9 protein-coding genes are annotated in these 12,850 nt (G+C 53.8%); all 9 read right to left on the minus strand.

The genetic code is table 11. From position 1 onward, the window contains the following. Positions 1 to 215: 215 nt before the first annotated feature. Positions 216 to 1,205 (minus strand): site-specific integrase, encoded by a 990-nt coding sequence (locus tag ACWI0H_RS06425; protein ID WP_485875547.1) that lies wholly within the window; start codon positions 1,203 to 1,205, stop codon positions 216 to 218. A 206-nt stretch (positions 1,206 to 1,411) separates the two neighbouring features. Then, a protein-coding gene (locus ACWI0H_RS06430) for an IS5 family transposase (protein ID WP_485875549.1) occupies positions 1,412 to 2,265 on the minus strand; the annotation gives its coding sequence in 2 pieces (ribosomal slippage) (positions 1,412 to 1,923 and positions 1,923 to 2,265; 855 coding nt in all). Positions 2,266 to 2,274: 9 nt separating this feature from the next. Continuing rightward, the gene (locus ACWI0H_RS06435) at positions 2,275 to 3,678 is read right to left on the minus strand and encodes a DEAD/DEAH box helicase (RefSeq protein WP_485875551.1); all 1,404 of its coding nucleotides are present in this window, start codon (positions 3,676 to 3,678) and stop codon (positions 2,275 to 2,277) included. Next, a complete protein-coding gene (locus tag ACWI0H_RS06440; RefSeq protein WP_485875553.1) occupies positions 3,675 to 3,926 on the minus strand; it encodes a hypothetical protein in 252 nt (83 codons plus the stop codon). The genes ACWI0H_RS06435 and ACWI0H_RS06440 overlap by 4 nt, the downstream gene beginning before the upstream one ends. Then, complete coding sequence (locus tag ACWI0H_RS06445; RefSeq protein WP_485875555.1) at positions 3,896 to 4,285, minus strand: hypothetical protein; 390 nt, start codon at positions 4,283 to 4,285, stop codon at positions 3,896 to 3,898. Before ACWI0H_RS06445 ends, ACWI0H_RS06440 begins: the two co-directional genes overlap by 31 nt. 900 nt (positions 4,286 to 5,185) lie before the next feature. After that, positions 5,186 to 7,525 (minus strand): tyrosine-type recombinase/integrase, encoded by a 2,340-nt coding sequence (locus tag ACWI0H_RS06450; protein WP_485875557.1) that lies wholly within the window; start codon positions 7,523 to 7,525, stop codon positions 5,186 to 5,188. Then, on the minus strand, positions 7,525 to 9,090 hold the full coding sequence (locus tag ACWI0H_RS06455; protein ID WP_336269520.1) for a hypothetical protein: 1,566 nt from the start codon (positions 9,088 to 9,090) through the stop codon (positions 7,525 to 7,527). Before ACWI0H_RS06455 ends, ACWI0H_RS06450 begins: the two co-directional genes overlap by 1 nt. A gap of 773 nt (positions 9,091 to 9,863) precedes the next feature. Further along, positions 9,864 to 10,607 (minus strand): hypothetical protein, encoded by a 744-nt coding sequence (locus ACWI0H_RS06460; protein ID WP_485875559.1) that lies wholly within the window; start codon positions 10,605 to 10,607, stop codon positions 9,864 to 9,866. Between the two features lie 686 nt (positions 10,608 to 11,293). Beyond that, a complete protein-coding gene (locus tag ACWI0H_RS06465; RefSeq protein WP_485875561.1) occupies positions 11,294 to 12,724 on the minus strand; it encodes a phosphomannomutase in 1,431 nt (476 codons plus the stop codon). Positions 12,725 to 12,850 lie beyond the last annotated feature (126 nt).

Here is a 12,850-nt window from a genome sequence, read left to right on the forward strand (position 1 = left end):
TAGGCGTCACTCAGCATTGCGTCAAGTTCTACGTACTGGGTTGAGCTGCAAAGATGGCGTAGAATTTGCTGCCATCTGGATTGAATAAAAAGAGTAGAACGCTGAAGCGGGTCAACTACCCCCGCCTGAAGGCGGGGGTAGTTGACGGTGTGTTTAAGAGATACGCTAGTTGAGCGGCTTCCCCCTGGTGGCGTCGTCTTTTTATGTGCACATTTTTATAATGAAAAGAAATCCCCTGCGTTATTTTCGAACTCGTCGGCGATGCGAATGTAGCGTTCAAAAGTATTCTGATCACGGTGACCGCTTACTCGTTTGATTTGGATATCGCTCTTGCCGCGAAGGTGTGCTTCGGTAATGAATCCTGCTCGGAAGCTATGCGGTGTATATCCCTGAGGAGCCAGCCCCGCGCGTTCAAGCATTTTCCCCATCCTCACGTAAAGGGTTTGAGTGGTCATCCGCCCAGCCCCCAGTCGCCCTTTAGAGCTAATGCCGCGAAAAATAGCGCCTCTCGTAATATTCGAGCTCGCCAGCCAGCGCTCCAGCATGGTCACTGGGCAATATGGGCTATTTGTCGGTGCGCGCATTAAACTCTTTGTTTCGATTCTGCCCGAGCGGTTGGCCTTACTATGGTGCAAGGTAATAACGATACCTTCGGGACGCCATTCGATATCCTGGCAGGTAAGCACCACGACTTCGCTGCGTCGGAATGCGCCGTAGAAACTGAGCAGAAACATGGCGCTATCTCGCAGTCCATGGAGTGTCTCGCGATCCATGACATCCAGCAACACATGTAGATCTTTAAGGCGTAGCGCCGGTGCTGATGCTTGGCGCATGTCACGGCTCTTCTTAATACCGCGGAGCACACTGCGCACGGCCATGGTTTTCACCGGCGAGGGCAAATTGTGATAGCGATGCCACATATGCAACGAATTAGCATACCGCTCTATCGTCGCAGGGGCTTTCCCCAGGGCATTTTGTGCCGATAAGTAATTGGCAATGTCTGTCTCTGTGGCCGGTAGTTGCCCAGCCGCTTGTTGATACACTTTCAGATCAGCACGCATGGCCCGGACAGTATTGGGCGAAACGCTTTCGGAAAGTAGCCGCCGAGCATCTCGCGACAGACCGGCGCTATCGACGTGAAGCTCATTTTGAGTGTATCGGCTGTCGTGTGGAGTGAGCGGGTTGGACCTATGATGTGTTGTCATAACAAGGCTCCGCTCAATCTGCCAGACGTAGCGCGACCAGGCGTTCAAAGAACGCTTGCGAAAACGCGACATCTGCCTCGGTGTTGGATACATGCCCGTGGTGAGATTCTTGAAAGCTAAGCGCTACACCTGCATCGTTTGTCGCCTTTTCACTTTTGGTGGCGGCTAAAGAGGGGGCGTCTCCGTTGGGTTCGCCATGCTTTCTTCTAGGTTTTGTACGAAAAGTTGGCTCGCAAGCAACGGTCGATGCACGCCACGCATACCATCGCCTTAAAGCTACTTGCCAGCTTTTCATAGCGTGTGGCGATGCGGCGACATTCTTTAAGCCAGCCAAAGCAGCGTTCTATCGCATTCCGTTGACGATATTTGGGTTTATCGAACCGTCTGGGTAGACCAGGCCGGGCTCTTCGGTGCATGTTGCGCTGAGCAATCACGGGTTTCATGCCGTGCCTGTCGCAGTAATGACGCAGCTCATCGCTGTCATATCCTTTATCAGCCACCATATAGCGACTACGTTTGCGAGGGCGCCCGACGCTACCTGGTAGATGAACTCTCTCCAATGTCGGAATGAAGTGCCGAGAATCTGCCTCTTGACCAGGGGACAGCGTGAACGCCAGTGGCCAGCCATGGCGATCACAAACCAAATGAATTTTGGTGGTTAAACCGCCGCGACTGCGGCCCAGTGCATGGTCTAGCGGTTCTTTCGAGCCCCCTTTTTACCGCCTCCAGCGGCAGCGCGTGTGGCCCGCACGGAAGTGGCGTCGATCATCCACGTGTCCAAGTCCATAAGCCCATCTTCACGTAATTTGAGCTGCAAGCGAGAAAGTACCGCTTCAAAGGTGCCGTCATCACGCCACTTGCGGAACCGGTCATACACCGTCGACCAAGGACCATATCGCTCGGGTAAATCACGCCATTTGGCGCCAGAGCACAGCACCCAGAAGATACCATTGAGCATTTTTCGGTCATCCCGCCTGGGCCTGCCCATGGTTTGAGGGGGCGACACGATATCTTCAATCTGTGCCCAGCCGTCATCAGATATCTCGTAACGTCCGACCATTGCTTTCCCCTATGCTGCTTTTGCATGGGTAAAATTAGCAGATAAGGCTTTTCGTACAAAACCTAGATCAGGTACTGGCTGAACTTGAGTCGCATCGTCGGCGGGGCGGACAGTGTTGCCAGCGGAGGTCACGTTGGCGAGGTCATCGGGCAGGTCGTCATTTAACCGCCGAGCAAAACGACGTAAAAAAGTTTCATTGAGTGCGTAGAAGTAGCACGTCCCATCCTCTGTGCCCTGTCGACGAATAATGCGCCCAAGCACTTGGCGAAAGAACTGCTCTGTTCGGACATGGCTGAGGTAGCAGCAAATCCTTAAACGCGGCAGGTTGACCCCTTCGGTCACCATGCCAACGGAGACAATCCAAGAAGTGTTGGCGTCACGAAATGCTTCTAATTTGGCGTGAGCAGTCGGATCGTTGCTAGTGACGAGGCAAACAGATTGTTGGGCATCTTCTAGTCGTTGGGCGATTTCTTCGGCGTGTGAAATGCTGGCCGCGACAACCAGTCCTCCCGCCGTTGGCGTTTGTTGGTGAAGTGTTTTCAAACGTGCGATGCCGAGCGCTAATACATGTTCAATGGGCGCCTCGTCGCGTATGACATTGGCATAATGTACGGAGGGGTGACGGAGAAGTTGTGGAATGCTGGAATATTGGCGTGCTTCCTTACGCCCTGTGCGCGGATGAAACCGTGTTAACCCGATGGATCGATTATCGACAAGGGCAATATGCGGAAAGCGGCAAATACCATCCCGAATCGCTTCTTTCAGCGTATAAACGTAATCGGGTGTAAGGCGCTGTTGAGATGACGGGGCTTGTGCGTTGTCATCGACTTGGGAAGCGCTGTGGTTGGCTTCAATGTAGCGCAACATCGGTAGGCAGCTGCCATCGGTGCGCCAGGGTGTTCCCGACAATGCGAGGGTGTAGCGCACATGTCGTTCCAATGCGAGCAGCGCAAGGCCCCACTGGTTGGCTTCGTTGATCTGCCCGCCGGGGGCAGACGCATGATGGCTTTCATCCCAAATAAGGAAGACACGAAAACCCTGACAGAGGCGCTTTAATGCGGCTAACCGGTTTGAGAGGGAATGGTAGGTTAAGGCGACACCAATAGCGCCAAGCTGACCATCCATAGAACTATTAAGCACCGCTCCTAAGGTATCGCTGGCGTCTTTAACCACGGCCCGCGTCGGGCCGAGGTACACAACGTAGTCGATGTCACCGCGCGTTATCAACGCGTTAGCGAGCACCGCTGCTAGCAGCATCTTCCCAGCGCCGGGAGTGGCTTGGCAGAGAAAATGGGGTGTTTGAGGGGTAAGGTTGGCCAGAGCGTATTGTAAACAGTCAGATTGCCATTGACGCAGTGGCGGCAGCGAAGTGCTGGCATCATCAACCACGTGAGAAGGAGAGGGCGACTTCATGCGCAATCCTCCTTGACGGTCAGATGGTGCCGTAAGGTGAGATTGGCATCCCATTCGCCTTTAAGACGGTCACTCTGCTCAATGGCCACCTGGAGTAAAGGTGTAATCCGAGCTTTTTCGTGTGGGTATTGGTCGAGTACCTTTTTGTAATACTCCGCTTCGCTAATAGCGACGTGCATGCGGGTACTTAGATGATGACGGTCTTTTTCCAGGAACGTCAGCAGGTCATCGCTGTCTGGCTGTGACATGGAGGGAACTGTATTAGGTGCTGCTGCCTTGCCTGTTCTAAGTTCTCATCCGCAGTATAATCAAGTGTCATGCGGAAAATCGCACGGTTTTTGCCCTCGACATCCACGCGTTTGGCAAGCCCCTGACTTTCCAGTGTGTGCACTCGATCGCGAACGTAATAGCGCAACTGTGTTTTGTCGCAGTCCATCAATTCCGGTAACGCCAGTAACATGTCGCGGGTCTTAGGAATGGTAAACGCTGTATCGTTCTGAGCAAAAAACAGCAGCTGGCTATCCAGGGCTTCACCGATCATGCGGCCCAGTGGGTTGTAATGACGTGGTTTACGTGGCGGTAGCAAGGAAGATGTCGGCTGGCTCATGAGAGCATCCCCTTTTTGTCACAACGGTGTTCTAGCTTGAGGGTGCACGTCAGTGCATTGGTCATCCGGATATGGGATGAGTCAACACAAGAGTCGATATGTTCGATGCTAGGGGAGGTGAGGGCAGCTTGATTTATTGCTTTGTAGGCGGCGATGCACGCACAAAAGTTACTTAAATAGGAAAGAGTAGGTCGTGCCATGGTTGAGCTCCTTTGTGTTGGAGCCGTCCCCGCTGTCGCCAAACAGGATGGGGGCGGCCGTACGCAGGTTGGCGAACCGGACACAAAGGAAACCGGCAGACCCGAAGGTCTCCCACGCACGACCGCCATAAACATGGCAGGCATAAATAAAGCGCCGGCCATGGTAGGGGCGCTTGCGCATCTTTGTGTGCTCGAGTCGCCAAAACCCGGTCGAGCCATTTGACTCAACACTTATAAGCTATCAGGGCATTACAGGCATGTAAAGTACAAAAGACACTATCAATAATAAGCCTCTTGAATTGCTTGGCCATCTGTCTTGGATGTAAATTGTTTAAAAGCCACTCAGGAGCCGCATAAAAGCAGTAACGACTTTGGACAATTTTGGTGGTGATAAAGAGTTCTGGAAGAGTAATTTGGCTAGTAAATAGGTCGGGTACCGCTCTGCGCCAAGGCGTTAAAGCAACAGTGAAATCGACTTTCCCTATATTATTATTGCCAATCATGCGGCATTTTAAGTTATGTCTCCTTGGCAGTAATACTCTCTCGATACTTATTGCAGCCGTCCCTGCCAGATATGAGAACTGTTTACTGTCACTCTCTTCCCGCCCCCCAAATACACTCTGTCTAAGGTTCCAACACTAAATGGGCTGGCCATTTGTTTGTTGGTACACGCGACAGGACGTATTGGGGAGCGAGCTATCTATCGGTTTAGTTTGGGCGACAGTATATCGCTGTGAATCAGTCCTAATGTGTGCGCGTAGTACTGCAACAACGTGCCGGGGTCACGGTGTCCGATCCATTTGGCCAACCGATACAACAAGGAGCCTCTGGCGATGGCGTCGTCGCCTTCGGCCCCGCAGAGATGGCGCAATAGCGCCTCCAACCCTTCCGGCTTAAACATCCAGTGGGGAAAATGCGCCAGTGTTTCCGCAAATCCCGGCGTCTGAGCGGCATGCAGTCGCAGCAGTGTCCACGAGACGGCGGCGTGACGCAGCCCATGGAAGTCAACGCCGGGTCCAACGGTTTCACGCATCCAGCCAATCACCGGTGTGATCAGTGAGGCGCGGGTGAATGCGTTGGAGTCGCCCGTCGGACCAAATAGTGCGACATCACTGCGTCGTTGTTGTCGAGTAATAAGGGCGCTGCGATGCGTGACCCACGCGCTGAGTGCATCAACGACCGACGGTGGAGCCCATACATGAAAGGCCACCCGGCGTCGTGCCGCTGGTGTCTTTCCCCCTAGGATTTCGATCCAGCACGTGGGGGCATCTTGAAGACGATCTATCACCACGTCGTTGAGCGTGAGCGAGAGAATTTCCGATGCTCTAAGCCCGCCATAAAACCCCATGGCGATGACCAAGGCCAGCAGTTGACGTTGCTCCCCCGCCTTGGCCCCCTGCGTCAGCCCATGCCAAAGGTTATGAAAATGTGCCGGAGTCATGATTTTCGTTCGCAATGTGCTGACGGCGTGTGTTTGCGAAGTTGGGGGAAGGCTGACGTCCTCCAACATGCCATTCTCCTGACAGAACCGCAAAAATTGACGAAATGTCTGCTGAAAAGCGTTCCGGGTGGCAGGCTTCCATGACATTTCGCTGAGTGTTTCGGCCAGCAGTTCCGCTACTAACTCATCATCCCAGTCCGCGAGATAAAGAGTGCCTTCGTTTAGCAGTAACGGTAACGGTGTGAGACGTGAAAGATATGTCCGTACGCTGGAGAGCTTGTGCTGTTTTGTCCGCAGCAAGTGATAAGCCCAGTGAAGTAGCCATTGGCTATAGCTGCCCGCCACCGGCAGCATGTCTACGAGTTGGTTTTCATAGTCAGTGAGCAGCTGTCGCATCGAGGGCTCGTGTTTCTGCGCATGCACCGTTTTAGACTGAGTGAGGCGTTGGGCGTCGGCGAGAAATTGCTGGAGGAGGCGTTTGATTTGCCGTGGCCAATCGACCGGCAGTAGCGAGGTGTCCAGCGAGCGCACCCCGGGAGGCTGCGTGTCATGCCCCAGTGTTGGTAATGCCGAAGTGCCCTCGTCGACTGATAGCGAGGTGTCGCGCTCAATGCGTGAAGCGCTGCAGGCGAAAGGGCCTGCAAGCAGTGGCATGGGGGTGTCGGTCGGCAGGGGATATTGCTTGAGTAGCGTGGCATACACCGAGGGTGTCCCTTGCAGCACCGGCACGTAGCGGCTCGCTTGGCACAGAGATGGCCATGTGCACTGCTTCATCCATTCGCTTGCACGGGGGTGATGGCTCATTGCCTTTAAGCAAACGCGGGTAGCCCGCTGTAAACGCTGAGTGAGTGCGCGCGTTCTGACGCTTAGATCACTTGCGACTACTCTTTTATCATTTGCAAACAGCCACCCATCGGCTGGGCCGGGCCAGCGTGTCAATATCGCCCTTAGCGGCCGCCAAAGGGCGCTAGGCAGCTTTAAGCGATAATGAGCTGACGATGCTGCAAGGTCGGCGCCGGGGAAGGCCGGGATTAGAAGCCATTCATTCTCCACGTGCAGCCGAGTTAACTGTGCAAGCGTACACAGCAATACGGCATTTCCCATGCCTAGCCGTGTCATCAGTCGGGTCGCGAATAACAGCAACCAACCATCCAAAGTGTCGAATTCACGCGCCCAAGCCTCCAAGTGACGGTCCAGCGCGATGACCTGCTCCGCGCGTTCCAAAATCACCCCTTTTTGTGGCATCACCGTTTCGCGGTGGTATAGCGTTTTCGTCGGCGGTAGCAGCGCGGTGAGGTGAGGAAATTCATTGAGTGATTGCAACACGCGAGTGACACGCGTTTGCGCGTCTCTTTGAGTGAGCGGCCGTTCCGTCTCCCGTCGCCAGTCAAAAAAAGCCCGTATGATCCGGCGTGTGTCATCGCGGTTCAGCGTCAAGGAAGGCGCGTTTGTTTCCGGCTGGGAAGGTGCGTGTTCAAAAGCGGCGTTCACAATCCACTGCGTGTCCACCGCCCGCCGTTGATGCAGCAGCGGATGTTTGGTGGCGCGCCATTCTCCCAAAATAAATGAGGACATATCCGCCTTCAGTAGAGCGGTCATTACAGCGTCTCCCAAGCTAAGGCGGTGTAACCGCAAGCGCTTAACCACTCACGCAGTGCACGACGCAAACCATTTTGCGAACCAATGCACGCAGAGGCACGAGGAGAGGTGATACTGACACCGCTATGCGCATGACCCAGCAGTGCGTCGATATCAGCATCGGTACATCGATGCCTCAGCCAAGTAGCGAGGGAATGTCGAGTCACATTATCTGGCCAGTGAGACACGATGGCTGGCAGCGATGGCAGACTGGCTAATAAGGGCGGCAGATCCCGATGCTGGATATTGCGAATCAGCAGGGTGGTTTTACCTCGCCCGGGGCTGAACCAAGCAGGAGTGTCCCGTCGAGTGCTTCGCTGATCCTCGACCATACCGCCGAGACGTTGCCATTCGGCAATAGCATGCGTGGTCCAGCGCTGATGTCGCTTGAGCGCATCGCTAATAGTAGAAACGATCGGAATGACGCGGCTCTCATTACCCTGGCTTGACGCTTTGTCACGGATCCACATCCGCGTGCCGCTCAGTCGATTTTGCGTGGCTGGTCCGACGGGGCGCGTGCCGGTGGCCAGCAACCAACTGAGGTAGGTGTGAGTGGCGAGTCGCTGTGCCAGCGCGACCAACTCGTCACGGCCTTGTAACCCTCGGCAGTGTGGGTGTTGTCGTGCTGCGTGGGTATCGCCAACCGCACGCCGCAATGCCTCGAGCACCGGTTTGAATGCGCTCGGTGACACAGCATATGGGGAGCCTGAGGTCTTGCTAATACCAGCGATTAGCGGCGAAAGGCTTGACGTATCACGGTCGAGCGGCACCCCCAGCGCTATCAAGACCTGGTCGAATGTTTGTTGAATCTCTAGACGCTCCACTCGCCGGTAAGCGGCGGGAGCTGATAGTCCAAGCCCGAGCGTGCCGCTGAGCCACTGCGCTGAGACATCATCCCGTGACCGCGGGCGGCGCCATGCCCAGCTGCTTGCGGCCAGTCGATTCGGCGTGATGTTCACGCCCGGCCGGTCACGGCTGTAACGCTTGAGGTAACTCGTCAGGTGTTTGAAGATCGTGACGAAGACCTTATCAACAGGGGGATCTCCATCGAATGTTGTGGTCAGACTGTCCCCCATGTGGCGGGGAAGGCTTAGTACTACCCATCGGTTAGCCGTGGCGGGGTTATCCGAGGGACCGTCCGTGAGACGGTACGCAAGGGTCGCACTCACGGGCTCCCAGCGCGGGGCATCGTCATCTGGCAGTGTCGAACCCGGCTGCATGAAGCTCGCTTCTGCTAAGCGTAGTGTCGCCAGTCTGGATACAGGCAAGCCTGTCGCGATTAGTAGCAACACAGTAGTGCGGTGGATAGCACGCATGTCGCTCTGGAGCACGTTCAAGACCCGCTCTGGCGGCAGCCGGTGTAGATCACTCTCGTGAGCAATCGCGCTGGTTGCTGATGCACGAACGATTCGACGAACCAGCAGCTGGTCGTCGCTGGGAGTAAACGTTGAGAATTGTTGGCGTTGAAATACAACGGACGTTTCATCGTCGTCGGTAGCGTCGCGGGCATTATTGATTGCACGCATGCCACACTGCTGAGCTTCTGCTGGGGAGGTGTCATCACTGACGTGATCGGCTAGGGTTACCTTCTTATAGGAAGCTGTTGGAGCTGCTTTTTTCAGCTGAGATAGAACCTGGTCATGCCAAATGTCTTTGGGTTGGAAACGAGAGCCAGGCTCTCGATTTGTGACGTTTCGTATTCGCACACCAGGATCTCGATGACCTTCGCTGATGTCGAGAAAGAATTGATAATAGTCTGAATTTTGTGCGATGCGGGAGGCGAGTTCGCTACTGCCGGCCAGGCTAATCAAAAAGCCGAGGCGCTGGGTGATGCCAGTCGCCTCCGTGCTTTGGGATTCGCATATTATCTCAAGAATGCTCCTGCACTTGATAAGATGATTGTAATACAGCGTCGCCTTGGCATCGGCTGACACCCTTGAAAACCAGGCGCTGATTTGTTGTCGGCATAGCGTTCTCAGAGACGATTCCCCTCCAAGATGATCTGGGTGGGTAGCGGCATAAAAAAGCGGGTAGGCTTGCTTTGAAGGTCGAGACGACGCTGTCTCCAGGCCAACTTTTTTTACAAACGCTTGCACAATTGGCGACGTATTGTCTTCGCTATGATCCCTGTCGTATGCCGTGACTGCTTTTAATAAGCTCGTACGGCAAGGAGGAGGCAGCGTATAGCGAATCACACGCCGTACACATTGGCGTTGCTGCGGCGTAACTGCAGGCTGTTCAAGCCAGGGCTGCCAGCTGTTTTTTATCTCGCTGGGTAATAAAAAAATGTCGCTCATGATTATCGACCGCCACTGGCTTTTTTGATATTCGTGAGCCCGTTAAGAGTACGCTGTGTTAGCGCCCCGTTTTCATCGTGTGAGGTCGGCTGGCCGGGCTGCTGGTCTGTTGGCAACGGGACCGATGTCTTTTCTTGCGCGCTATCTTCTTCGTTAGGGGTTGGTAAGTGGACGTCGTCATATGCGCTAGTACTGTCGCTTTTTCGGAGTGTTTGAAGGGCGGTGTGTATTGAGCGCTCTTTAACAAAACCCATTAGTAAACATTTGTAGTGCCGTACGCTTAGCACCTCGTCGTCGCAAAGATAGTGTTCGATTAATGCTTTGAGATGCGGATCTGTTTCGACCAGGCGTATGAATTGCATCCAAGTTTTCTCGCCATTGTGAGGATCTATGGAGATAAACAACATGCGTTGATAATGGTCTAAGAGCTCCCTAAAAAGGTATACAAGACCTGGTGGCAGTTGGTCAGTATTAAGCTGAATCGTCTGTAATGAGCCGATTTTCTTATCAATATGCTGACTCATCTGAAGGGCTGCGTTTAGTGTTTTAGGGTTGAGCAGCTCTGGCTGATGCAGGTCTGGCCCGGTCAAAACAATAGGTGGTGTTTGCAATAAAACACCGCGCAATGAGCCCGCGATAATGGGTGCAGGCTTTTGCAACAACTTATGTAGGGTAATGTCGATGTAGCCGACGGGTACGCTAAATAGAATGTTGCGGAATGGTTGAAAAAGAAATTGATCGTGCATGGTGTCACCTGAGTACTTGACGATTGACAATGAAAAAAATGGTTACCTGGCCGCTCAGGCGTATTGCTTGAATAATTGGCGGCGTGAGAAACGCCCGTGGCAGGCGTTTTCTTCATTGCGATCGATGTCGCATGTCATGCAAATCAGGTCGAGCCGTGGTGAAAAGACATCACTTGGCCATGACTGGAATGGCGATCCTGGGAATCGCGCGCACATAAATATCCCATGCGAACTAAAGGCCGCATCGGATCGTTAGGTAAAATTAGAACTTAAGGGCCGTAAAAATATTGGCGTAGGGCTGCATCAGTAAAGTGCAGCCGCCAACTTATAGGCACAATTGTACTGGAGGATTCCTGACACTCGAGTTTCAGTTACTTACCGAGAGGGAACCATTTTGAAAAGTGAAGCTGATTTATCAATTTAACTGGCAGACAGTTAGTATGTGTACTGACTGAGGTGCTTCAGCAACAAACTATTGTTCATTGATAAATTCAGAATTCATATAGCGCTAATTCAAGCTTCGCGCTTTTGCTACACACAAAATTAACTATGAAATTAATTCTGTATATAACAATATTTTGTATTAAAGCATACATAATTTACTTGTATGCTTTTGCTTTTGTCAACAAATTTTTTGCTGGCTGCATTTTCAAGTGCTTATCGCCATGTCAGCGCCATTATAGGGGCTACAGTTTGGCGAGCGCAGCCAAGCTTTGTTTTACCAGCGCTGAGGCAACTGATTGCGAGGCTGATTCACTGTAGCAGCGTAGTTCGGGGGCGTTGCCTGAGGGGCGAAGATGCACGATATCGCCATTATCCAGCGTGGCTCTCAGCCCATCAGTAGTGTTGATGGTAGAAATATCGGCTGGTAAGCCCAGCGCTTGCCGCATTAGTTCAGGCGAGGCTTGCCATTTGGCCAGTAACGCACGGCTTTTCTCAGTGGCGAAGTTCTTGAGCCGGTCGCTTGCGGTATAGCGTGCAGGCAGGTCAGCAATTAGTTGAGAAAGGCTAACTCCATGTTGGGCGGCCATTACCATTAGCGTAAGCGCAGGCAGTAGCGCGTCGCGGGTGGGCAGTGCCGCCAGCTCACGACCTTCATTTTCCAGTTTGCTACCCAGCAGGAAGCCACCGTTGGCCTCGAACCCCGCCACTCGCGCAAAGCGCTGACTAAGTTTGGCCATACTGTCCAGCACATACGGCGAGCCAATACGAGTACGCTCGACGACCTGAAAGGCACCGCAAGCCTCAATGGCTGTATTGCAGCTGACCGGTACCGCCAGCGCTTCAATACCTAAAGCGCGAGCGCAAAGCAACCCGACAATATCCCCTCGCTGCCAAGTGCCCGTTTCATCGCCTAACAAGGGGCGGTCGCCATCGCCATCGGTTGAAAACAGTGCATGCAATTGGTGCTGAGCGGCCCAGGCTTGGCCTTGCACCTGGTCTTCATCGCTGACAGCTTCGGTGTCGACAGGCACAAACGCTTCACTGCGGCCCAATACCACCACGTCAGCCCCTAACTCGCTCAAAATATGCGCGTTCAAATCACGCCCGGCGGCCGAGTGCTGATATAAACCTACCCGCCAACCTTTTAATGGCTCGCCAGGAAACCAACGAGTGAAGCGTTCCGAATAGGCTTGATTAGCAGCTTCAGAAACCTCGCCGCGCGCGGGTGCCGATAGGGCAGGCATGACTGCCTCAGCGTTAAGAATGGCGGTTTCGTCTGCCTTGGTGATCTCGCCATCTGGGCGGTAAAACTTGATACCGTTACGGTCAAACGGAATATGGCTCCCGGTAATCATGATGCAGGGCACGCCATCCGCCATTGCCTTCAGCGCCAGGGCGGGCGTAGGCAGCACGCCGTAGTCATCCACCTTGATTCCCAGCGCATGGGCAGCACTGGTACAGGCAGCTGCCATGGCTGGGCTGCTGGGGCGGCGGTCCATGCCTAACGCAATACGCTCCACTGAGAACGACGCCTGCATGGCTGAAATAAATGCTACGGTAAAGGCCGCGCATACCTCGTCTGAAAACTGCTCTACCAAGCCTCGTGCACCGCTGGTACCAAAGGCAATGCCGCTGTCATTAATAATCGCGGTAGTGGAGCGTGCTGAACTCAATGGTTTTCTCCTGGAAAAAATGCCTGCAGCGAGTTTAACACCCCAGACGGGAAGCGCTATGTGCAGCCTTGGTGGTGAGCAGGCTGAGAACTTGAATCATAGCGGGCTAAAGCTGATTCCTACTGG

The sequence above is a fragment of the Halomonas sp. NYA30 genome (assembly GCF_976980765.1).

Excerpts from the sequence above, each read along its gene's own strand:
- ACWI0H_RS06460 (WP_485875559.1), bottom strand. The coding sequence starts at position 10,607 with ATGCACGATCAATTTCTTTTTCAACCATTCCGCAACATTCTATTTAGC.
- ACWI0H_RS06435 (WP_485875551.1), bottom strand. The coding sequence starts at position 3,678 with ATGAAGTCGCCCTCTCCTTCTCACGTGGTTGATGATGCCAGCACTTCG.
- ACWI0H_RS06450 (WP_485875557.1), bottom strand. The coding sequence starts at position 7,525 with ATGACCGCTCTACTGAAGGCGGATATGTCCTCATTTATTTTGGGAGAA.
- ACWI0H_RS06440 (WP_485875553.1), bottom strand. The coding sequence starts at position 3,926 with ATGTCACAGCCAGACAGCGATGACCTGCTGACGTTCCTGGAAAAAGAC.
- ACWI0H_RS06455 (WP_336269520.1), bottom strand. The coding sequence starts at position 9,090 with ATGCGTGCAATCAATAATGCCCGCGACGCTACCGACGACGATGAAACG.
- ACWI0H_RS06445 (WP_485875555.1), bottom strand. The coding sequence starts at position 4,285 with ATGAGCCAGCCGACATCTTCCTTGCTACCGCCACGTAAACCACGTCAT.
- ACWI0H_RS06425 (WP_485875547.1), bottom strand. The coding sequence starts at position 1,205 with ATGACAACACATCATAGGTCCAACCCGCTCACTCCACACGACAGCCGA.